Raw genomic sequence first — 22,806 nt, 5'->3', positions numbered from 1 at the left:
TGGATAATAAATCAGTTTTTGATTTTATATTTTGGTATTTATGGGAGAGAGCCAATGTATTACGGCTTTGACGTTGGTGGCACTAAAATTGAATTTGGTGCATTTAATGACAAACTAGAGCGTGTAGCGACAGAGCGTGTACCAACGCCGACGGATGATTATGCACTACTGATTGACACCATTGCAGGTTTGGTTGAAAAGTATGACCAAGAATTTGGCTGCGAAGGCAAAATTGGCTTGGGTTTACCGGGTATGGAAGATGCGGACGACGCAACAGTACTTACCGTCAACGTGCCAGCTGCGAAAGGCAAGCCACTGCGCGCTGATCTTGAAGCGAAAATCGGTCGCACCGTTAAAATTGAAAACGACGCAAACTGTTTTGCGTTATCCGAAGCTTGGGATGAAGAGCTTCAAGACGCACCATCCGTTATGGGTCTTATCTTAGGCACCGGTTTTGGTGGCGGTTTGATCTATGAAGGTAAGGTGTTCTCAGGTCGCAATAACGTAGCCGGCGAACTGGGTCATATGCGTTTACCTATTGATGCATGGTTCCATTTGGGCGACAACGCGCCGCTGCTTGGTTGTGGTTGTGGCAAAAAAGGCTGTCTGGACAGCTATCTTTCTGGACGCGGCTTTGAGTTGATCTACGAGCATTACTTTGGTGAGAAGAAGAAGGCTGTTGAGATCATTAAAGCGCATGCGGAAGGCGAAGAAAAAGCCGTAGAGCACGTAGAACGCTTCATGGAGCTATTGGCTATCTGTTTTGCAAATATCTTCACAGGGAATGATCCTCATGTTGTTGCTTTGGGTGGCGGGCTATCCAACTTCGAACTGATTTACGAAGAAATGCCTAAGCGTATTCCTAAATATCTACTCTCTGTCGCTAAGTGCCCTAAGATCGTTAAAGCGAAGCACGGCGATTCAGGCGGTGTACGCGGAGCGGCGTTCCTAAACATCAAATAGTCTTGATTTAAATGACTAAATTTGAGAGCTTGCGTTGGCAAGCTCTTTTTTATTGCAGTAAGGAAACCGCAATGACGCTAGAACCGTTTTCACCCTCCCACGTCCGATATCTTATTGATTGGATTGATTCTGCCAAACTCAACTATTTGTGGGGTGGCCCCGCTTTTGAATATCCCCTCACTCGAGATGCGATCCTGACTCATACCGCCAAACCTGAAGTGAGTGCGTTTCTGCTTAATGACCAGGCTGTGCCTGCGGGCTACATTGAGCTTGTTGAACAAAGCTCAGTATGCGCCCGCGTAAGTCGAGTGTTTGTGGCTGAGCCCTATCGGGGAAAAGGAACTGCGCAGAAAATGATGCAGGATCTGTTTGAAATAGCCAAAGGGCGAAGTTATCTCCAATTAGATTTGTGCGTGTTTGTTAGCAACACAAAAGCTATCAATTGCTATCAGACGCTAGGGTTTCGTGAAGTGAAACGGGAACAGGGAGTCCGTGAGTTTGAAGGGGAATCTTGGGAACTGATCTATATGAGCAAACCCCTTTAACTCCAACGAAACAGTAGAAGGATCAACGAGAAATGATACGAAACTACCACCCCGATGATGCCTACGAGCTTTGGCAAATCTACTTCAATACGATTCGAAAAGTGAACATTCGAGATTACACTGACGATCAAGTCCGCGTCTGGGCAAAAGAAGATCTCTCTCAGCAATTATGGGCTGAGAAGATGAACTCGCTGTCACCTTTTGTTTGTGTCAGAGATGGCGTGATCCTTGGTTACTCCGACCTTCAAACCGATGGACTGATCGACCACTTTTTTTGCCATTACGAATATCAAGGTGTGGGTGTTGGCACGGAATTAATGGAGAAGATTCATCAGACGGCGAAAGAAAAGGGGATTCGTCAGCTCTATTCAAACGTAAGTATCACGGCGAGGCCCTTTTATGAGCGCTTTGGATTTGTCGCGGTGAAAGAACAACACAACGAAAAAGAGGGGCAGGTCTTAATCAATTATCGTATGGAAAAATCGTTATAAAAGCAGAGCTCACGGCTCTGCTTTCAAACAGGGTAACGCTTACTTGGTTTTCTTGCCGACCCCAAGGTTTTCTTTTTGTTGCAGCGTTAGCTTTTCAAAACCGAGTTTTCTGAAGTGATTGTCGCGGTAGTTTCGTACTGCTTTTGTATCGGAAACCGCCTCGATTTGCTGCTCCATTTTTAGGTACTGAGAAATATCGATCCCTTCTGCTTCAGCGACGGCTTCATGAATGTTGCGGTGCTTTTCATAAGAAAAGGTCAGGGTCTTGTCTTCACCTTTGTAGGTGTAAAGGATGGTACGAGCCATAAAGATCTCTCAAATAGTCAAAAAGTTTAAGGCCGACAAAGCGGCCTTAAGTTCATGGGGCTAGATTCTGCCTTGAAGCGGGATGATTGTCACGCTTTCACCGACTTTCACTGTATCGACAGAGGGAGAAATCTCAATCAAGCAGTTGGCTTCACTCATAGAACGCAGTATTCCTGAGCCTTGCTTGCCAGTGGTTCTTACGGTTAGTTGGCCTGAGTGGTCAAGTTGGTAAATACCTCGGCTAAACTCTGTGCGACCTTGACGAGAGCGAAGGTTTTCAGAAGCCATCGCATTCACCTTGAGCGGCGTCCAATTGTGTTCGCCTTGCATTTTGCGAAGTGCGGGTTCAACAAAGTTGATGAATGAGACCATTACGGCAACAGGGTTTCCTGGCAGACCAAAGAATGGTTTTTGGTTGATGTGGCCAAAAGCGAGAGGGCGTCCTGGTCGCATGTTGATTCGCCAAAAGTCAATTTGTCCAAGCTTATCGAGCGCTAGCTTGATGTAATCTGCATCACCAACAGAGACGCCGCCTGAAGTAATCACGACGTCTGCCTGCTCGGCTGCCTTTTCCAATGCCTCGATCATTAACGCTTCATTGTCTTCCAATATACCAAAGTCAATGATGTAACAGCCCAAGTTCTCTAATAGACCCATAATCGTGAAGCGGTTTGAGTCATAGATGGTGTTTTCTTGCTGCTTGCTTCCCGGCGCTTGCACTTCATCACCCGTTGAGAAAACGGCGACTTTCAGTTTACGAAAGACCGAGCACTCACCGAATCCGAGAGAGGCGATCATGCCCATCTCTGCTGACGCGATGCGCTGGCCTTGATTAAACACATTGGCGCCAAGTGGTAAATCTTCGCCTGCTTGACGAACATTCTGCCCACGCTTAATGGATGCACCATTGAATGTGACATTGTCACCGATTTCGGTCGCTTGCTCACGCATCACTACCGTGTCCGAGAACTCAGGCGTTGGTGCGCCCGTCATGATTTTTACCGCTTGGCCTTTTTCCAAAGCATGAGGATAAGCGTGACCTGCAAGGACTTCCGCCACCACGTGATATTGGTCTCGGTCTAAGTCGTCTCCGCGAATCGCATAACCATCCATCGCAGAGTTAGTGTATTGAGGTACGCTGACCGGTGATTGAACATCGTTTGCCAATACTCGGCCGTAACTTTGTTCAACAGGGCAAGTTTGAGTCTCGGTAACGGCATCGACCAGTGACAGGATCTTCTCTTGCCCTTGTGTTACCGAAAGAAACGCAGGAGATAGAGTGTCACAACATGCGGATTCGGTTTTCGCTGACGAAGGCTGCTTTGAAGCACGAGCATAATCGACGACAAATTTGGCAATCGCTTCAAGGTTGTTGATCGACATTTGTGGCAGTGATGTATCTGGTACCACTTCATCGGCAGCAATGGCGATAATGTTGTTATCGTTCGGGTAAAGCCAAGGTTTTCCCACTTCTTCACGATGAAGCTCTATCTTAGGGAAGGCGATGTTCTTGCACCCCTCGACAAGGATGATGTCGAGTTTTTCGGTATCAAATCGGCTGAGAAGGTAATCAAACTCTGACTCTGACTCCGGTGTTTCGGTCATGAGAGCGAAACGGTTTCGGGAGGAAATCAACATTTGCGATGCACCAGCTTTTCGTAAGCGGTAGCTGTCTTTGCCTTCCTTATCGACGTCAAAGTTGTGGTGCGCATGCTTCAACATACCGATGCGTAAACCTGCATCAGTCAATTTAGGCAGTAGTGCTTCAAGTAACGTTGTCTTGCCCGTGCCAGAGTAGGCAGCAAAGCCAAGAATCGGAATTGGGAGAGATTTAATCATGCGGATAGTGTTCCAAATTGAGCCAGTTCTTCCGGTGTGTTTAAGTTAACGAAGCAATCGGGAGAATCACTAAAATCGACGTAAGCGGTTTTACATTCTTTGTAAAGCAAGATGATTTTTCTGTCGCCGCGTTCTAGAAATGCGGTGAGCTTAGGAAGCACACGTTTGTGATAGAGCGTGAAGACAGGTTGCTTAAACTCACCATCATGGGCGACCAGGATGTCGGTATCTTTGTTCGCCGCTCGGCAGAATCGTTCGACCAAATCGTGGTTGATTTGAGGGCTGTCACAAGGCACAAATCCAACCCAGTCGGTTGTTGCGTGAACCAACCCAGCGTGAATCCCACCCATTGGGCCAGGAAAGTGGGCAAATCGGTCACTAAACACCTGTCCAAACTGAGCGTAAGCATCATGGTTACGATTGGCGTTGATCAATATATTTGGAGTTTGAGGAGAGAGTCGCTCAATAACATGTTGTATCAGCGGTTTATGGTTTAACTCTATTAAACCTTTGTCTTTTCCGCCCATACGGCTGGCTTGACCACCAGCCAAAATAACCCAACTAGTTTGCGTTGGAAGAAGCATAGCTGTTCTCTTGTTTTGCATCAGTAATCACTTGTAACAGCGGAGACTCTATCAAAGTTGTGTCTTTTATCCACCATTGCTTGCGACATAAATCCGTTAATGCGTTCTTTTGGTGGCTGGTGATCACGATACTTGAACCTCGTTGAAGTAAATCTTTCGCCATCACAACCAAGCGTTCGATCGACTCTTGATCTAATGACGCACTGGGCTCATCCATTAAAAGGATTGAGGGTTTGAGGATCCAAGCTCGCGCCATTGCCACACGCTGTTTTTCACCGCCAGACAACACCGAGATGTGTTCATCAGCGAGTGTTTCCAAGCCTACCATTCTTAATGCAGTGATGACTTGAGCTCGCTTATCTTTCTGCGACTCTTTGTGAAATCGAATGCCGTAAGCGACGTTTTGGTAAACAGTGCCATCAAAAAGGTAGGGAGATTGATGGAGATAGATAACATCTTTACGACCGGTGCGACTAAACAATCGGTGAATCCAATGATCATTGGGTGCATTGACCGAGCCTGTGGTTGGCTTGATCAAACCAGACAAAATCTTTAGTAGGGTGGTCTTGCCTACGCCATTGTCACCTTTTAAGTAGATCGCGTCATTGGGGCCGATAGAAAGGTGAGGGATATGAAAAAGCACACGCTCTTTGTATCGCATGGACAGTTGCTGCGCATTGATTTTTATTGTCATACAGCGTCCTTATGTTCTTAGATACCCTTTACCACGCATCGAGGTAAGAGCGAAGTTTAACGCGAGCGCCAGTGCCAGTAACACCATACCTAGCGCAACACCTTGAGCAAATGCGCCTTTATGGCTTTCCATCGCGATGGCGGTCGGAATGTTACGGGTGAGTCCCATGATATTGCCTCCGACCATGGTTGAGCAGCCCACTTCGGTCACAATTCTCGAAAAAGCTGCAATGGTTGCCGCCATCAATGGAAATCTAGTTTCCCAAATCATGGTGGCGGCGATGCGGGTTGGTGAAGCGCCGAGGGTAATCGCAGTTTCAATGGCGCGGCGATCACTCGATTGCAGTGCGCCGTGCATCATTGAGACTAAAACCGGAAAGCCAATCAGCATTTGACCAACGATCATCGCCTTTTGAGTGAAGAGCATTTGCCAATCTCCCATAGGGCCTGAGCGGGAGAATAGGATATAAAGCAGCAGACCAATCACCACGGTCGGTATGGCTTGCAACGTGTTAACCAGCGATAAGAACAACCATTTCCCGCGAAACTCTGTATACGCCAGAATAAAGGAGAACAGGATAGCAGGTAAAAGCACCAAAGAAATCGCGGTCAGAGAAACACTAAAGGAGACCGCAACGATCTCCCATAGTTCTCGATCCAAACTCACCAACAAGGCAAGGGCATCAAGGGTAGTTTGCCAAAGGCTCATAGAGGTTATTTCTCGTTCGCGTTCGCGACAAACAACTGCTTACCGCTCAACTTGAACTCGTTGATCAATTGCTGGCCTTTAGGATTTACAAGCCAGTCACTGAATACTTTCGCGCCTTGGTAGTTGATGGTTGGGTAGCGCTCAGGGTTTACCAAAATCACTTGGTAAGGGTTAAATAGGTTTTTGTCACCTTGGAACAGAATTTTAAGATCGAGCTTATTGTTGTACGCAAGCCAAGTACCGCGGTCAGTCATGGTGTAGCCTTGCATTTCATTGGCCATGTTGAGTGTTGGCCCCATGCCTTGGCCCACGCTGCGGTAGCCGCCAAAGTTTGGTTCAATCTTACTTTGCTGCCAAATGCCTTTCTCTTTTTTGTGAGTACCAGAATCGTCGCCGCGTGAGACAAACGTCATATTCATGTTGGCGATCTTTTTGAATGCTTGAGCAACGTCTGCAGATTCCGCGATCTTCGCAGGATCTTTTTCTGGGCCAACGATAACGAAGTCGTTATACATCAGTTTACGTGGTAGGACACCGTAACCTTTTTTAACAAAATTCGCTTCTGCTTTTGGTGCGTGAGTCATCACCAAATCCACATCGCCGTTCTCGCCCATTTTTAGGGATTTACCGGTGCCCGCGGCAATCACATCAACTTTGTAGCCTGTATCTTTTTCGAATTCAGGAAGTAGGTAGTCGAGTAAGCCTGAGTGGTAGGTGCTTGTGGTAGTCGCTAAACGGACGTGAGGCTGTTCATCTGCCGATGACGCTGAATAGCTAACGAGGGCCAAGGACGCTGTTGCAAGAGTTAAAGTCATTGTTTTCATTATATTATCATTCCATGTGATGGTATTGACTTGCCAAAATAATCTTCTAAGTTGAGATAACGTAGCGGTCTCTACTTTATCGATAGACACGCATTTAAAGCAATCTTAATGCCAATAATTGGGATGATATAAATCACGAAATATCAATGATTTATCAATGTAAAATTTGATGTGAGACAAAATGTCGCAGATTAGTTTATTCCCTTGGCCTAAACCTTGGTACACTCTGTCCCAACCTCTATTTAATTGAACGAGTCATTATGTCCCCAACGTTTGATCCCAATAAAACTTCCCAATATCAGGCCTTTTCCGTATTAGTGGTGGATGATGAAACCGGTATGCAGGCCATATTGAATAAGGCGCTCAGCAAATGGTTTTCTCGTGTCGATACCGCTGGCTCTATTGAACAAGCTGAGACAATGCGGGTCGCCAATCATTATGATTTGATCATATTGGACATCAATTTGCCGGGGCGCTCGGGGATAGAATGGAAAGAGGCGTTCACGGATGAAGATCGCAAGGCTGACGTTATTTTTATGACAGGCTACGCCGATCTAGAAACCGCGATTTCAGCGCTTAAATTGGGGGCTTCAGACTTTATTTTGAAGCCGTTTAACCTGGAACAAATGCTGCAAGCCGTTCAGCGCTGTATGGATAAACGCTTGGCTGAGCGACACCAGTACGCGCTAAGCCACGACTTTAAGCGCCATATTAAAACGGAAATCGTTGGTGGGTCAGAGCGCACCAAACAACTTAAACAATTGATCAGTCAATTTGCTCCGTCTCGAGCTTCTGTACTAATCGAAGGAGAGTCAGGAACGGGCAAAGAGCTGGTGGCGCGAGGTGTGCATGAAGCAAGCCAACGTAAAGGCCCCTTTGTGCCCATCAACTGTGGGGCAATCGCCCCTGAGCTTCTCGAAAGTGAACTGTTCGGCCATACCTCCGGCGCGTTTACGGGAGCAAAGAAAAACCGTGAAGGCATGTTCCGCGTTGCCAGCGGTGGCACACTATTTTTGGACGAGATCGGGGAAATGCCACTCTCTATGCAGTCGGCATTGTTACGCGTATTAGAGCAACGCACTATTCGTCCGGTAGGTAGCGAGAAAGAGATCACTATTGATGTTCGCGTCGTTGCTGCGACGAACCGAAACCTACAAGAAGAAGTCGACAAAGGGAACTTTCGCCGCGACTTATTCTACCGACTCAACGTATTGAAAATTGACGTTGCTCCACTGAGAGACCGAAAAGCGGACTTAATCGAGTTGGTACCATTCTTCACTCGTATGCTGTCTGCCGAGTTAGGTGTGACGGATCCTAAGTGGGCTCATGAAGACATTATCGCCATGAATGACTATGACTGGCCTGGTAACATCCGTGAGCTAAAGAACTTGATTGAACGATGTATCTTGCTTGGTAAGCCTCCTGCTCATTACTGGCGTGAAGTGAATGGCGTACCACCGCAGCAAAATGTCTCTGTGACGGTATCTAGTGGCTGCGAAATGATTGACCTACCTCAAGCCAATGATGTTCAAGGTTATCCGAGCAGTTGGACACTGAAAGAAGTGGAGAAAGCACATATCCAGCAATTAGTTGACCTGCATGACGGCAACAAATCGGCCGCTGCAAGAGAACTCGGCGTAGCGCGCAAGACACTAGAGCGCAAATACAAAGAGTGGGATGCGGAGGAGTCTAATTATGCCGAATAACGGCAACTTGTGGACAAAGTGGCGCTATCGCTTCAAAACCATGGTGCGCTATCGTCTGATGATTCTGACGTCTGCACCGATATTTTTGACCTTGGTTGCCTTAATAGGGATCACCATCTATTGGTCGATTCATTACACATGGCAAAGCGCGCTGCTTGATGTTTCTGAACGTTTGGGCGTTGCCGATAACAGCATCGAGTTAATTCAAGAGAAGCAAGCCAATCACGTTAAGGCGTTTTCTGAATCATTCGATTTTGTTTACGCGATCAACAATCAAAGCGAGTTTGATGACTTTAGCGGCTGGGTTTCAGAGCAAAAGCATCGCTACAATCTCGACTTCCTCCGTTTTCACCGAGTAGAGAGACCAGAAGACAAGTTTCGCTTCCTAGATTTAACGCTTAAAGAGTCTTTTTTTGATGTGTTAGACGAGCATGAGCTGGATGAGCTTGATAAAGAACTCGTTACGCGGGCGCAAATCCCGATTTTAAACAGCCAAAAACTTGAAAGGCGCGGGCTGGTGAGCCGCACTGTCGTCCCTATCTACGATCAAAAAAACAATATCATTGGTTTTTTAGATGGGGGATTACTGCTCAACAACAGCACGGTGTTGGTCGATCAAATCCGCGATCTTATCTATCCGTCTAAACATGACAGCTTGAGACCTGTGGGGACGTTAACCGTCTTTCTTGATGATCTCCGTGTCAGTACCAATGTGCCCCTTGATAGCAACGATCGAGTCGGACGCGCCATTGGTACGCGCGTTTCTTCAGAGGTCAATCGCGCCGTATTGCACGAAGGGAGAGAGTGGGTCAACCGTGCATTTGTGTATGACGCTTGGTACATCACCGCATACCAACCGATACGCGACCAATATGACAATGTTATCGGAATGCTCTACACCGGTTATTTGCTGTGGCCGTTTGTCAAAGCGTACATGACCAACATCGCTGAAATCTCGGTAACGACACTGCTGTTGCTGTTGGTATCTGGTCTGATTGTTTATCGTGGTTCACGAGATTTGTTTAACCCGATTGAGCATATTCATCGCGTAGTCAAAATGATTCAGATGGGTAAAGAGACCCGAATTGGCACCTTGGGTTTAGACGAAAACCATGAACTCGCCCAACTTGCTCGCCAATTTGACAACATGCTTGATTTGCTCAAACAGCGGAAAAACGAGTTGAAAGCTGCGGCCATTGAACTTGAAGCCAAGGTAGAAGAACGTACCGCCAGCTTGATGGAAAAAACCGAAGATCTTGAGCTTCATATTCAACTCTTGAATCAAACTCGCGATAAGTTGGTTGTGAACGAAAAACTTGCCGCACTTGGTGAGCTAACTGCTGGGATCGCGCATGAGATCAATAACCCAAGCGCGGTAATACTGGGCAACGTGGAGTTGATTCAATTTGAACTTGGTGATGATGCCGAGAGAGTAAAAGAAGAGATAGACGCAATCCACGCGCAAATTGACCGCATTCGTAATATCACACGCAGTTTGCTTCAATACAGCCGTCAAGGTGGCGTGCAAGACGAGATCACTTGGCAGCATGTCAATCCCGTTGTCGATGAGAGCATTACGTTGGTGAAAACGGGCACCAAGAAACGCGATGTCGAGTTTGTTACTAAGCTCAATGCCAAAAGCTCTGTCGAGGTCAATCGTCACCAGCTGTTGCAGATTTTGGTCAATTTGCAGATGAACGGCATCCATGCAATGGATGGAAAGGGCAAACTGACGATAACCACCGAGGATTGGTTGGAAGGCGATCGTTGTGTTGGCGCCATCATCCACGTAACGGATCAAGGATGCGGAATTAAGCCTGAAAATCTGAAACGCATTTTCTCACCTTTCTATACCACCAAACGTGAAGGTACTGGGCTTGGGCTGTCTGTCTCCCAAAGTATTCTTAGCCAAACGGGTGGGGAGCTTAAGGTGGAGTCACAATGGGGCAAGGGGACAACCTTTAGTATCTATCTCCCTCAACGAGCGGAAACCGACTTTAAAATCACCAACCTATGACATCTAACGCGGAGCCAAAGTGCTCCGCTTCTTCTATCTGACATCTTGCTTTGGGGAAAGTGAATCTAAATCACACTTTGCCTGTCAGGAAACAAAGTTAAAACAACACTTGAAGTTATTCTCGGTAAACAGTAGTGTGGCGCGGTTTTTCATCATTTAAAGGTAAACACATTGATTTCCACTAATAACATTACGCAGCAATTTGGTGCTAAGCCGCTGTTTGAGAATATTTCGGTAAAATTCGGTGAAGGTAACCGCTACGGTCTTATTGGTGCAAATGGTTGTGGTAAATCAACCTTTATGAAGATCCTAAGCGGTGAGCTTGAGCCAACAGGCGGTAACGTAAGCTATGACCCAAATGAGCGCGTTGCCAAGCTGAATCAGGATCAGTTCGCATACGAAGAATTCACTGTCATCGATACGGTGATTATGGGCTACAAAGAGCTTTGGGAAGTGAAGAAAGAGCGTGACCGCATTTACTCTCTGCCAGAAATGACAGAAGAAGAAGGCATGCTGGTTGCGGATCTTGAAGTTCAGTTCGCTGAGATGGATGGCTACATGGCGGACGCGAAAGCCGGCGAGCTTTTGCTAGCGGTGGGTATCCCAGAAGAGCAACATTACGGTCTGATGAGCGAGGTTGCGCCAGGTTGGAAACTTCGTGTTCTTCTTGCACAGGTTCTTTTCGCTGACCCGCACATCATGCTGCTTGACGAACCAACCAACAACTTGGATATGGACACTATTCGCTGGCTAGAAGAAACCCTTAACCAGCGTAACTGTACAATGATCATCATCTCGCACGACCGTCACTTCCTAAACTCTGTGTGTACACACATGGCCGATTTGGATTACGGTGAACTGCGTGTTTACCACGGTAACTACGATGAGTACATGACGGCAGCAACACAAGCTCGTGAACGTCTACTGTCTGACAACGCGAAGAAGAAAGCGCAAATTGCAGAACTACAAACCTTCGTAGCGCGTTTCTCGGCAAACGCATCAAAAGCAAAGCAAGCGACGTCTCGTGCGAAACAGATTGATAAGATTCAATTGGATGAAGTTAAGGCATCAAGCCGTCAGAACCCGTTCATTCGTTTTGAGCAATCTAAAGAGCTGTTCCGTAACGCTCTGATCGTTGAGAACCTAAGCCAAGGCTTTGAAGACGATCTGTTCAGCAACTTTGATGCGATTTTTGAAGTGGGCGAACGTGTTGCCATCATCGGTGAAAACGGCGTGGGTAAAACAACGTTGCTTAATACACTGGCGGGCGTACTCGAGCCACGCACAGGTGAATACAAGTGGTCAGAAAACTCAAACATTGGCTACTACGCTCAAGACCATGCACATGACTTTGAAGAAGACATGAACTTGATGGATTGGATGGGTCAATGGCGTCAAGAGGGCGACGACGAGCAAGTTCTGCGTAGCTTCCTTGGACGTATGCTGTTCTCGCAAGATGACATTAAGAAATCTGTAAAAGTGCTATCGGGTGGTGAGCAAGGTCGTATGCTGCTAGGTAAACTGCAAATGCATAAGCCAAACATGCTGTTGATGGACGAACCGACGAACCACATGGATATGGAATCTATCGAATCACTGAACAACGCACTTGAGCAATACAAGGGCACACTGTTCTTCGTTTCTCATGACCGTGTATTTGTTGACTCACTGGCAACCCGTATTCTAGAGATCAAAGATGGTCAGATTCACGATTTCCGCGGTACTTACGCAGAGTTCCTAAAGGCGCGTGGTATTGACGGATAATTCGTTGAAAATATTGCTAAAAGAGCCTCACGATTGAGGCTCTTTTTGTATCCGACTGACTTTCAAATAGACTGCTTTCTAATATTTGAACTGTGCGACAATTCCTTCGAGCTTGTGGCTAACCCCTGATACCTGTTCACTGCATTTCACAGAACTAGAGACAATTTGATAGGTGTTGCCCGCAAGGTGAGCAATCTCTGTGATATTGCGATCGATTTCCGCAGAGACAGCGGACTGCTCTTCAGAGGCAGTCGCGATTTGCGTATTCATATCAAACATTTCACTGATTTGAGTGCTGATACTCTCAATCGCCGTCACCACTTGATGAGTATGGGTGTTGGTGGTTCTTGCTTGCTCAGCACTGGACGCCATTTTCGACACTGTTTGCGAGATACCATTGGTTAATCCTTGGATGGTTGATTCAATCTGGTGGGTCGAATCGTTGGTCATCACCGACAATTGGCGAACTTCATCTGCGACCACAGCAAAGCCTCGTCCACTTTCACCGGCACGCGCAGCTTCAATCGCGGCGTTTAGCGCAAGTAAATTAGTCTGTTCTGCGATGCTTTGAATGGTCGAGACGACCTGATGAATCTCTCTACTTTGTTCTTCAAGCGCCATGATTTGCGCTTGCGACTGCTCAATGCTCTCTGCTAATTCATCAATTCGGTCACCAGTATTATGAGTCATATCGAGGGCGTTTTGCGCTTCACTTTTTACACGCTCAGCATTTTGAGCAGCTGATTCAATGTTGGCGGTAATCTCGTTGGTGGTCATGACCAGCTCATTAACCGCTGTGGCTACCGATTCTGATTCCAGTTTTTGCTGCTCCGCATTCTTCATGCTTTGAATCGCAGCATGTTCGGAGCTACACGAACTTTCGCTAAGAACATTCATCACGCCTGCCAGATCTTTGATGTGGCCGTGAAGGCTGGCAATAAACAGGTCAAACGAATTGGCCAGACTCGCCAGTTCATCATTGCCTTTCGCATTCATTCTCACGGTTAAATCACCGTTACCGCTCGCGATTTGCATCATGAGTGAATTGATCGCTTTAATTCTGCTCAGAATGCTTCGGCCGATTAAAAACAGGAGTGTGGACAACAAGACAACGAGCCCTAAGCCAATCGAATGAAGTTGGCTTTTAATTGCCTCACTTTTGGTGACAATCGCTGCGTTGATTTCAGATTGGAGACCTGCAATCGCATCCTCTGTCGTATGGACGTTATCTCTCAGCGCTCCTCGCAATCCTTCATTGGCGCTCAAACCCAATACCACGGTCTTGTCGATATGGGTTAATAAGTTTTCTTTGTACTGTTCAAACGCATTAAAAACATCCGACGGCATCGGTGAAAACTGAGCAAAACGCGCCATCGCTTGGTTGACCATTTCAATGCTTTCTCTGGACGGAGCGGCGAGATAACTCAAATCAGACTCAATGAGCTCGAGCAAAGCGACTTTAAGCAAAAAGTCCTCATGTGTAGACACGGTCTTTTTCAGGCGCTCTCGGTCGCCTGCAACTTGCAAAGACAAACTCTGCTGACCATTTTGGGCATCAAGCTCATTGACTTGCTCTGCCAATTGATGAAATTGACGCTGATACTGGTTTAGCGTGGAGACGATTTGTGCGCCTTGTTGATTGAGGTTGAGTTGGTGCTCGTTTAGCGACGTTTGGAGAGCGGAGATACGGCGAGATAGTTGTTCAAATGTTGAATCAAACCGAGTGACATATTTGCTGTCTTTACGAGCAAGAAAATCTTTCTCGTGTCGACGAAGCATGAGCAAATCCACAGAGCTACTCAAGTTGTCACTGGCTGCCCGTTCCAGTGAGGCGAGGTCAGCCAAACTTTTTTGTTCGTAGTAGGCGTAGACGACAACACCTAAAAGTAGAGTCAGATTAATTAAGACCAGTTTTGTTCTGATCGACAGCGAGAGCGTAAAGCCCTGACGTTTCGGTGTACCAACCATGGACACCTCCCCTTATTAGACCAATGACGTTGCACAACCACTGATGATGAAATTTTTGTGACATTTTTGTTTCAGTGGTTATACAACTAATAGCTTAAAGGGGGTGGTTTGCAAGCTAGGTCAAAGGTTATTGATTTCCTTTGACGTCAAATTCTATCTTTTCTGCTCCGGTAAAGACTTGAAACCTCAAACCTTTTGCCCGTGCAATGGTAGTAATGCCAAATTTTTTCGCCAAGTCGAGTCCCATTTGCGTAACACCCGAGCGGGAGAGCAGAATAGGGATACCCATTTGGGCAACTTTGATCACCATTTCTGAGGTGAGTCGCCCTGTGGTGTAGAAGATTTTGTCGTCACCAATCTCTTGGTTGAGCCACATTTCCCCAGCGAGTGTATCAACAGCATTGTGACGACCAACATCCTCGACAAATGACAGAACTTCATCAGATTTGCATACCGCACAACCATGGACTGCACCAGCTTTTTTGTAGGTGTCGTTGTAATGGGTTAACACCTCAAGCGCGGAGTAGATATCGGATTGCTTGATTTTGATTTGCGGCACTTGGTAGTTTTCAAGTTGCTTCATGACGTTGCCATACATGGTCCCTTGACCGCAGCCAGAGGTGACGGTTTTCTTTTTAAGTGCGCCTTCTACTTCTTTTGTATCTTCTTTGGTTACAACCGCGGCTGTGTGCGTTTCCCAATCAATAATCACTGACTCTAACGCATCAGGATCAGAGATAAAGCTCTGGTTCTTAAGATAGCCAAGGACGAGCGATTCAGGTCTAGAGCCCAACGTCATGAGCGTGACCACTTCTTTCCAGTTGAGCATCACAGTTAGAGGACGTTCACAGGCAATTTGCTTGGTAAGCTTTTCGCCATACTCGTCGAACACTTCTACTTCGATGGTTTGTAGGGGATTTTCACTGGTTTTAATAATGTTCGCTTTCACCACATGAGGTCCTATTGATAACGTTGGTTATTATTATTGAAACAGCTTACTTGCAAATAACATTCCCAAGTTTGTCTGTGTCGTGTTTTTGAACTTGTCCATTACCTTACCACAAGATATCGAACTACATTTTCAATCAGCGTAGGTACAAATATTGCTTGTGACAAAAGTAACAACAACTCGGGGTAGGTAAACAATGTCAAAACAACCGTCGACTCAAGCCACATTAACAAAAACAGAAGAGTTATGGCCGATACAATGTGAGCTTATTTCTCATGAGATCTCTACAGGTATCTGGGTAACCACGCAATGGCAGCTATCGGGTTTTGAACTCGCACCTAATGACGCTAGCCAAAACGTGGCGCTTCTTCAGCTTCATCGAGACGAGAGAACAGACTATCGTTTCAATCTTAGCTCCCAGCAACCTAAACTCTTTCTTGTACTTGATTCGGTTGATAATAACGACGAGCCTAATATCGTCGCGCTGACCGCCTCTCAGAGCGTTGCTGGGCAATATATGGATGGAGATTATCTCGTCCTCTCTAAAGAGATGCCACTTCCGGTACAAGCATGGATGGAAGCCTATATTGGTCGACATGGTGAACTGCTCGAGCAAAGAAGAAAGAAACGTAAGGGAGCAGGGCGCGCTAGTGGCAACTAATTTTCTAAGTCGTTGGTCTCAACGCAAACTGGATGTCGGTTCCGATAAGGCAGAAGAAAGCGTAGAAACCAACGAATCAGCGCGAGTCAGTGAGGCTGAAAACCATGTCGAAAAGCCGCATGAGACTCCAACGGATGACGCTCAAAATCTTTCTGATGGAAGTGATGATCAGAGTGTGGCAACACTGCTTGCGTCACAAGTTGAGAGTAGCGTTAAGAAAGCTGCACTTCGGAAGTTGTTTTTATCCGGTGAGTTTAGTGAAGTAGACCGCCTCAATGACTATGATCATGATTATCAATCGGTTAAGTCATTGTCGAGTGAAGTCGCCAGTAAATTGAGAGATTGGGTCAATGATGAAAGCGAAGATAAAGACATGGAGGCACACTCTTCCGCTAGTGAGCATGAACCCTCGACTGAGCCAGCCGATGCCAAATTGGCTGCGGACTCACAATACGCCATTAACGTAGAAGGCGAGGACTCGACCTTAGATGATGGCAGTGAACAGGTGAGACAAAATATACCATACAAACAATAGGTACATTTTGACTAAACACTAACTAAAGCGGGTGGGACATTTTGTCTCGCCCGCTTTTCATTTCTCGTTATCTCACTGCATTTCCCCCTAAGTTATTGATAAATTTGTATTAAAAAGTTGGTACAGCAATTGCTATCACTCAGCAGAGTGAATATTCATGTTCTTACTGGAATAGAACTGGAAGTGAGCAATGCTTAAACAACTATTACAAGAATCAACGTCAACCAACGGAAAGGCACGTTTATACGCCTTCGAAAATACCGTTGAACTGACGAATCTCATTCCACCTACAGTCAGCTATGAAAGCGGTGGTCACACTTTGATCGTTGGCCCTACGGCGATTATCGAAAGCGCGGCTGAGCAGCTGGCTCAAATGAAAAGCCTGACACTTCTCTCCACTGACGGGGAAATGGGTCAACACGCTAACCTTTACTTTGCAAACAGCGTTCAAGTTTCCGGTTTTCTCGGCACGTTTGACGTTGTGATCGAAAACAAAGGCATTTCGAGCAATCTTGCGAAAGTCGCTATCAATCATGACTGCTTCGATATCGTCCTCGATCTGTGTCTTGAAAGCTGCATGAAAGAGGAAGTGCCGGTTCCTGGTTATTACCCCGTTGGACGTGGCTATCCAAAATTGGCGGAAGCGTTAGAAGAGATTCCAACCTTGATGGGCACCTTTGATAAGCCTAAGTATTTTCGCCTAGATACTGATTTGTGTGCACACAGTTCACGCGGTGTTAAAGGCTGTGAGCGCTGTGTCGACGCTTGTCCTGCGGGAGCGTTATCGAGTGAAGGTTCAGATAAGACCGGTCACCGCATCGAGATTAACCCGTATTTGTGTCAAGGCGTAGGCACATGTGCGACTGCTTGCCCGACAGAAGCGATTCACTATGCACTGCCGAATCCGCAAGAGACACAAAAATTCGTTGAGCGCACCTTGGCGAACTACGAACAAGCCGGTGGTGTCGACCCCATTGTCCTAATCTGCAGTTCTCGTCATGAACAGTACAACGTCATGGCATTGAAAGCCCTCCCAGATAACGTTGTTCCAATCGTTGTAGAAGAGCTGCCTTCCGTGGGAATAGACAGTTGGTTAGCGGCATTGGTGAACGGGGCCACACAGGTTCTTTTTGCGGCAAGTCGCTTTATGCCACCGACTATCATTCGAGTGCTCAATAATGAAGTCTCTATTGCTCAAGAGTTGTTGAGTCAGCTCGGTATTGCGAAAGAGACTATCGATATTTTGTATTTAGAATCTCTACGCGAAGGTCAACCAACACTTTGCACGGATTCGTTTGACTTAGCGTTGGGCGATCTTGAAGGCAATAAACGCGCTCGTCTATTCACGGCGCTTGATGCGCTCGCTAAAGCGCGTATCCCTGTTGAAAATGTCGTGGATCTTCCAGCCAACGCGCCGTTTGGTTCGGTTTCATGTGAAAGCAAAGACTGCACCTTGTGTATGAGCTGTGTGGCGGTTTGTCCGACACGCGCACTTCACACGGATGGCACCTCGCCATCTCTTCAATTTGTTGAACAAGACTGTGTTCAATGTGGGCTATGTGAAAAAGCGTGCCCTGAGAATGCGCTTAGTTTGACGCCTCGAATGAATTGGGACAGTCAAACGCGTCAGAATGCGGTAGTTCTGCATGAAGAGAAAGCGGCGGAATGTATTCGCTGCCATAAACCGTTCGCACCGCAATCAATGATTGACATGCTGCAAAACAAGTTACGCGGTCACTCTCATTTCTCTGATGAAGCGGCGATCAACCGTATCGCCATGTGTGAAGACTGCCGAGTGGTAGACATGTTTGAGTCAATGGCTCAAGACCCGATGCAACAACTCAAATACTAGGAGTGGCGTGTGAGTATCGAACAACAAACATTACGTACAGAGATTTACTTGCTGCTTTCAGCACTGCTGCGTCATACGCCTTCAGCAGAGATGCTAGCGTTCCTTTGTCAACTCGAGGCGGAATCAGAACAAAGTGACATGCAAAAAGCGTGGCAGGGCATTTCTACTGCGGCAGCCAAAGCAAACATTAGTGCACTGGAAGACGAATACCAAGAGCTGTTTATCGGCATTGGCCGTGGAGAAGTTGTGCCATTTGCTTCTTGGCATCGCACAGGTTCTTTAATGGAAAAACCACTGGCAGAGATCCGCAATGATCTTGACCAGATGGGGTTTGAACGTGAAGAGCAGGTGAAAGAACCAGAAGACCATATTGCTGCATTGTGTGAAGTTATGGCGATGATCACTCAAGAGGATGAAGCGCTTCAGCAAGCGTTTTTCAACAAGCACATTGCACCTTGGTTTGGCTCACTCGTTAATCAAATTAGTGAGGCAAAGAGCGCTGACTTTTATCTGAACGTTGCCGCATTGCTCAATGCATTCCTTTCGCTAGAGCAAGTGCGCTTTAGCGAGAAAACGAAAAGCATTAAAACACAATTAAAAATTGATGTGAAAAACGTCACTGAGTACGACCAAGCTCAGCAGTAACGAGTTCGCGTCGATAAGAGAGACGCTGAGTCTCCAAGTACCGTAAAGGTAAGGAAGCAAAATGAAAGATAATAAAGAAATAAACACAAGCCGTAGGGATCTTCTTAAAGGCTTGACCACAGCTGCCGTTGCGGGTGCTGTTGTTACAGGTACCGCAACTGTGGCTAACGCATCGGAGACGGTAGCGGTGGATAAAGAATCAAAGAAGACAGGTTATCGCGAAACGCAACATATCCGTGATTACTACGAAACCCTATAGGAGCTAAGCAATGAAACTCGTTAAACGCTCCGATAGTGTGAGCAAAGAACAAAATCAATTGGGTATTTCACGCCGCGCATTCATGAAAAACAGCTCATTGGCTGCTGGTGGTGCGGTTGCAGGTGCGTGCCTATTTACACCGGGCATGATCAAGAAAGCAGAAGCAAAGTCTGTTGATCCAAGTGCTAAAACCGACGTCAAACGTACGATCTGTTCTCACTGTTCTGTGGGCTGCGGTATCTATGCCGAAGTGCAAAACGGTGTGTGGACAGGTCAAGAGCCTGCGTTTGACCATCCATTCAACGCTGGTGGCCACTGTGCTAAAGGGGCAGCACTGCGTGAACATGGACATGGTGAGCGTCGCTTGAAATACCCAATGAAACTGGAAGGCGGTAAGTGGAAAAAGCTTTCTTGGGATCAAGCGATCGAAGAGATCGGCAATAAAGTGCTCGATATTCGCAAAGAATCAGGTCCTGACTCAGTGTATTGGCTTGGTAGCGCGAAGCACAATAACGAGCAAGCGTACATGTTCCGCAAAATGGCGTCACTGTGGGGCACCAATAACGTCGATCACCAAGCGCGTATCTGTCACTCCACAACCGTAGCAGGTGTAGCAAACACTTGGGGTTACGGCGCGATGACTAACTCGTTCAATGACATGCACAACTGTAAGTCGATGCTGTTCATTGGCTCCAACCCAGCTGAGGCACACCCAGTTGCCATGCAGCACATCTTGATCGCCAAAGAGAAAAACAACTGTAAGATCGTTGTTGCTGACCCGCGTCGCACACGTACCGCTGCAAAATCAGATCACTACGTATCTCTTCGTCCTGGTTCTGACGTTGCCTTCATTTGGGGTATCTTGTGGCATGTCTTCGCTAACCAGTGGGAAGACAAAGAATTCATTCGCCAACGTGTATTCGGCATGGATGAGATCCGTGAAGAAGTCTCTAAATGGAACCCAGCAGAAGTTGAGCGTGTAACGGGTGTGGCTGAAGCTGACGTCTACAAAACCGCGAAACTGCTGTCTGAAAACCGCCCAGGCTGTGTGGTTTGGTGTATGGGTGGTACTCAACATACAACCGGTAACAACAACACGCGTGCATACTGTGTACTTGAGCTTGCGCTAGGTAACATGGGTAAATCTGGTGGTGGTGCGAACATCTTCCGTGGTCACGATAACGTACAGGGCGCAACTGACCTAGGCGTACTTTCGCACACACTTCCTGGTTACTACGGTCTGTCAGATGGTGCTTGGAAACACTGGTCTAAGGTTTGGGATCTAGACCATGAGTGGGTACAAAACCGCTTCGACCAAAACGAATACCGCGGCAAAAAGCCAATGAACAACATGGGTATTCCTGTGTCTCGTTGGATTGATGGCGTATTAGAAAACAAAGATAACATCGAACAAAACGACAACATTCGCGCTATGTTCTACTGGGGGCACGCGGTTAACTCCCAGACTCGCGGCGTAGAAATGCGCAAAGCGATGCAAAAGCTGGATATGATGGTTATCGTCGATCCATACCCAACCGTCGCAGCGGTAATGAACGATCGTACCGATGGTGTTTATCTTCTACCTGCTACTACTCAGTTTGAAACTTACGGCAGTGTGACGGCGTCTAACCGCTCTATTCAGTGGCGTGACAAAGTCGTTGAGCCTCTTTTCGACTCCAAGCCTGACCACGAAATCATGTACCTGCTGACCAAGAAGCTAGGCTTTGCAGAGCAGCTGTTCAAGAACGTGAAAGTGGAAAACAACCAACCTGTTATCGAAGACATTACTCGTGAATTTAACAAGGGTATGTGGACGATTGGTTATACAGGTCAAAGCCCAGAGCGTTTAAAAGCGCACCAACAAAACTGGCATACCTTCCACAAAACGACACTGGAAGCAGAAGGTGGTATTGCTCACGGTGAAACCTATGGTTTGCCTTGGCCATGTTGGGGTACACCTGAGATGAAACACCCGGGTACGCATATCCTTTACGATACGTCTAAACCCGTTGCTCAGGGCGGTGGTAACTTCCGTGCTCGATTTGGTGTGGAGTTTGAAGGCACCAATATTCTCGCTGAAGACAGCTACTCAAAAGGTTGTGAGATTGAAGATGGCTATCCAGAGTTCAGTGACAAGCTACTGAAATCTCTGGGTTGGTGGGATGATCTTACTGCAGAAGAGAAAGCAGCAGCAGAAGGCAAAAACTGGAAGACCGACCTATCAGGCGGTATTCAGCGCGTAGCCATCAAACACGGCTGTATTCCTTTTGGTAACGCGAAAGCGCGCGCGGTAGTTTGGACCTTCCCAGATCGCGTGCCACTGCACCGTGAACCGCTTTACACACCACGTCGTGACCTAGTCGCGGATTACCCAACGTGGGACGACAGCGAGTCTATCTATCGTCTGCCAACCATGTACAAGTCAATTCAAGACAAAGATGTATCGGGTGAGTACCCAATCATCCTAACCTCAGGTCGTCTGGTTGAGTACGAAGGTGGTGGTGAAGAGACTCGTTCAAACCCATGGCTTGCTGAGCTTCAACAAGAAATGTTTGTCGAGGTGAACCCGAAAGATGCCAATGATCTTGGCTTCAAAGATGGCGAAATGGTTTGGGTTGAAGGTGCAGAGAAAGGTCGAATCCACGTGAAAGCGATGGTGACTCGACGCGTGAAGCCGGGCATGGCATTTATTCCATTCCACTTCGGCGGTAAGTTCCAAGGCGAAGACCTTCGCGGCAAGTACCCTGAAGGGACAGACCCATACGTGATTGGTGAATCAGCCAACATTGCAACGACTTACGGTTATGACCCTGTTACGCAAATGCAGGAAACTAAAGTCACCCTATGTAACATTCGCAAAGCTTAAGGAGTCAACAAATGGCTAGAATGAAATTCCTTTGTGACACCAAGCGCTGTATCGAATGTAACGGCTGTGTCACTGCATGTAAGAACGAAAATGACGACGCGCTAGAGTGGGGTATTCAGCGCCGCCGCGTTGTTACCTTGAACGATGGTGAACCGGGTGAGAACTCGATCTCGGTTGCTTGTATGCACTGTACTGATGCGCCTTGTATGGCGGTGTGTCCGGCAGACTGTTTTGAGCACACAGAAGATGGCATCGTGCTGCACAACAAAGACCTTTGTATCGGTTGTGGTTACTGTCTGTTTGCTTGTCCGTTTGGTGCGCCTCAGTTTCCGAAACAGGAAGCCTTTGGCGAGCGCGGTAAGATGGACAAATGTACCTTCTGTGCCGGTGGTCCTGAAACAGAGCCAGGTTCAGTAGAAGAACGTCAGAAGTACGGTGCGAACCGTATTGCTGAAGGCAAACTGCCAATGTGTGCCTCGCTCTGCTCAACTAAAGCGCTGTTAGCGGGTGATGCTGAGAAAGTCTCAGATATCTTCCGTCAACGTGTGGTTGAGCGTGGTGCGAAAGGTGCGGGTTGGACGAATGGTAACGACTTGTCTTACGACGCAACGAAAAGTTAAGGGTGGAGAG

Annotated in this window: 21 protein-coding genes; 13 read left to right on the top strand and 8 right to left on the bottom strand. The window is 47.1% G+C overall.

Annotated elements, in window-relative coordinates:
• Nucleotides 1–54: 54 nt before the first annotated feature.
• The 3 genes from nagK to U9J37_RS04410 all read left to right on the top strand — a co-directional run bounded on the left by nagK (nucleotide 55) and on the right by U9J37_RS04410 (nucleotide 1,999).
• Nucleotides 55–963 carry an N-acetylglucosamine kinase gene (nagK, locus tag U9J37_RS04420; protein WP_005475795.1) on the top strand — a complete coding sequence of 303 codons (909 nt, stop codon included), beginning with the start codon at nucleotides 55–57 and terminating at the stop codon, nucleotides 961–963.
• Nucleotides 964–1,034: 71 nt separating this feature from the next.
• On the top strand, nucleotides 1,035–1,508 hold the full coding sequence (locus U9J37_RS04415; RefSeq protein WP_043887391.1) for a GNAT family N-acetyltransferase: 474 nt from the start codon (nucleotides 1,035–1,037) through the stop codon (nucleotides 1,506–1,508).
• Nucleotides 1,509–1,540: 32 nt separating this feature from the next.
• Nucleotides 1,541–1,999, top strand: coding sequence for a GNAT family N-acetyltransferase (locus U9J37_RS04410; protein WP_005475802.1), 459 nt, complete (start codon nucleotides 1,541–1,543; stop codon nucleotides 1,997–1,999).
• Nucleotides 2,000–2,038: 39 nt separating this feature from the next.
• Here the strand turns inward: U9J37_RS04410 and U9J37_RS04405 are convergent, their stop codons facing one another.
• The 6 genes from U9J37_RS04405 to U9J37_RS04380 are packed head-to-tail and all read right to left on the bottom strand — an operon-like array spanning nucleotide 2,039 to nucleotide 6,954.
• Nucleotides 2,039–2,305 (bottom strand): DUF2960 family protein, encoded by a 267-nt coding sequence (locus U9J37_RS04405; protein ID WP_005475809.1) that lies wholly within the window; start codon nucleotides 2,303–2,305, stop codon nucleotides 2,039–2,041.
• Nucleotides 2,306–2,365: 60 nt separating this feature from the next.
• On the bottom strand, nucleotides 2,366–4,144 hold the full coding sequence (locus tag U9J37_RS04400; RefSeq protein WP_005475813.1) for a bifunctional molybdopterin-guanine dinucleotide biosynthesis adaptor protein MobB/molybdopterin molybdotransferase MoeA: 1,779 nt from the start codon (nucleotides 4,142–4,144) through the stop codon (nucleotides 2,366–2,368).
• The gene (mobA, locus tag U9J37_RS04395) at nucleotides 4,141–4,728 is read right to left on the bottom strand and encodes a molybdenum cofactor guanylyltransferase MobA (protein ID WP_005475782.1); all 588 of its coding nucleotides are present in this window, start codon (nucleotides 4,726–4,728) and stop codon (nucleotides 4,141–4,143) included. Before mobA ends, U9J37_RS04400 begins: the two co-directional genes overlap by 4 nt.
• A complete protein-coding gene (locus U9J37_RS04390; RefSeq protein ID WP_005475784.1) occupies nucleotides 4,706–5,422 on the bottom strand; it encodes an energy-coupling factor ABC transporter ATP-binding protein in 717 nt (238 codons plus the stop codon). The genes mobA and U9J37_RS04390 overlap by 23 nt, the downstream gene beginning before the upstream one ends.
• Before the next feature lie 9 nt (nucleotides 5,423–5,431).
• On the bottom strand, nucleotides 5,432–6,130 hold the full coding sequence (locus U9J37_RS04385; RefSeq protein ID WP_005475827.1) for an ABC transporter permease: 699 nt from the start codon (nucleotides 6,128–6,130) through the stop codon (nucleotides 5,432–5,434).
• Between the two features lie 5 nt (nucleotides 6,131–6,135).
• Entirely contained in the window at nucleotides 6,136–6,954 is an 819-nt protein-coding gene (locus tag U9J37_RS04380) for an ABC transporter substrate-binding protein (RefSeq protein WP_005475822.1), read from the bottom strand.
• Nucleotides 6,955–7,214: 260 nt separating this feature from the next.
• Here U9J37_RS04380 and U9J37_RS04375 point away from each other — a divergent pair, with 260 nt between their 5' ends.
• The 3 genes from U9J37_RS04375 (at nucleotide 7,215) to U9J37_RS04365 (ending at nucleotide 12,441) form a co-directional block, all read left to right on the top strand.
• Entirely contained in the window at nucleotides 7,215–8,660 is a 1,446-nt protein-coding gene (locus U9J37_RS04375; RefSeq protein WP_038134599.1) for a sigma-54-dependent transcriptional regulator, read from the top strand.
• Complete coding sequence (locus U9J37_RS04370) at nucleotides 8,650–10,677, top strand: sensor histidine kinase (protein WP_005475832.1); 2,028 nt, start codon at nucleotides 8,650–8,652, stop codon at nucleotides 10,675–10,677. The genes U9J37_RS04375 and U9J37_RS04370 overlap by 11 nt, the downstream gene beginning before the upstream one ends.
• 171 nt (nucleotides 10,678–10,848) lie before the next feature.
• On the top strand, nucleotides 10,849–12,441 hold the full coding sequence (locus tag U9J37_RS04365; RefSeq protein WP_005475831.1) for an ABC-F family ATPase: 1,593 nt from the start codon (nucleotides 10,849–10,851) through the stop codon (nucleotides 12,439–12,441).
• A gap of 78 nt (nucleotides 12,442–12,519) precedes the next feature.
• Here U9J37_RS04365 and U9J37_RS04360 read toward each other — a convergent pair whose 3' ends face one another.
• Together U9J37_RS04360 and fdhD are read right to left on the bottom strand one after the other, a co-directional pair.
• Nucleotides 12,520–14,409, bottom strand: coding sequence for a methyl-accepting chemotaxis protein (locus U9J37_RS04360; RefSeq protein WP_005475805.1), 1,890 nt, complete (start codon nucleotides 14,407–14,409; stop codon nucleotides 12,520–12,522).
• A gap of 127 nt (nucleotides 14,410–14,536) precedes the next feature.
• A complete protein-coding gene (fdhD, locus tag U9J37_RS04355) occupies nucleotides 14,537–15,361 on the bottom strand; it encodes a formate dehydrogenase accessory sulfurtransferase FdhD (RefSeq protein ID WP_005475816.1) in 825 nt (274 codons plus the stop codon).
• Nucleotides 15,362–15,554: 193 nt separating this feature from the next.
• On the opposite strand from fdhD, the gene U9J37_RS04350 reads away from it, so the two are divergent.
• The 7 genes from U9J37_RS04350 to fdh3B all read left to right on the top strand — a co-directional run bounded on the left by U9J37_RS04350 (nucleotide 15,555) and on the right by fdh3B (nucleotide 22,796).
• Nucleotides 15,555–16,019 carry a DUF3305 domain-containing protein gene (locus tag U9J37_RS04350; protein ID WP_005475824.1) on the top strand — a complete coding sequence of 155 codons (465 nt, stop codon included), beginning with the start codon at nucleotides 15,555–15,557 and terminating at the stop codon, nucleotides 16,017–16,019.
• Complete coding sequence (locus U9J37_RS04345; RefSeq protein ID WP_005475829.1) at nucleotides 16,009–16,554, top strand: DUF3306 domain-containing protein; 546 nt, start codon at nucleotides 16,009–16,011, stop codon at nucleotides 16,552–16,554. Before U9J37_RS04350 ends, U9J37_RS04345 begins: the two co-directional genes overlap by 11 nt.
• 190 nt (nucleotides 16,555–16,744) lie before the next feature.
• Entirely contained in the window at nucleotides 16,745–18,406 is a 1,662-nt protein-coding gene (locus tag U9J37_RS04340; protein ID WP_005475793.1) for a 4Fe-4S dicluster domain-containing protein, read from the top strand.
• Between the two features lie 9 nt (nucleotides 18,407–18,415).
• Entirely contained in the window at nucleotides 18,416–19,051 is a 636-nt protein-coding gene (locus U9J37_RS04335) for a TorD/DmsD family molecular chaperone (RefSeq protein WP_005475811.1), read from the top strand.
• Nucleotides 19,052–19,112: 61 nt separating this feature from the next.
• Nucleotides 19,113–19,310 carry a twin-arginine translocation signal domain-containing protein gene (locus tag U9J37_RS04330; RefSeq protein ID WP_005475799.1) on the top strand — a complete coding sequence of 66 codons (198 nt, stop codon included), beginning with the start codon at nucleotides 19,113–19,115 and terminating at the stop codon, nucleotides 19,308–19,310.
• Nucleotides 19,311–19,320: 10 nt separating this feature from the next.
• Nucleotides 19,321–22,176 carry a formate dehydrogenase subunit alpha gene (locus U9J37_RS04325; RefSeq protein ID WP_005475797.1) on the top strand — a complete coding sequence of 952 codons (2,856 nt, stop codon included), beginning with the start codon at nucleotides 19,321–19,323 and terminating at the stop codon, nucleotides 22,174–22,176.
• 11 nt (nucleotides 22,177–22,187) lie between these two features.
• Nucleotides 22,188–22,796, top strand: coding sequence for a formate dehydrogenase FDH3 subunit beta (fdh3B, locus tag U9J37_RS04320; RefSeq protein ID WP_038134624.1), 609 nt, complete (start codon nucleotides 22,188–22,190; stop codon nucleotides 22,794–22,796).
• The last annotated feature ends 10 nt before the right edge of the window (nucleotides 22,797–22,806 follow it).

The organism is Vibrio sp. 16 (genome assembly GCF_963681195.1).
GTDB classification, from domain to species: domain Bacteria; phylum Pseudomonadota; class Gammaproteobacteria; order Enterobacterales; family Vibrionaceae; genus Vibrio; species Vibrio sinaloensis_D.
This window is presented reverse-complemented; position numbering and strand designations above follow the sequence as displayed.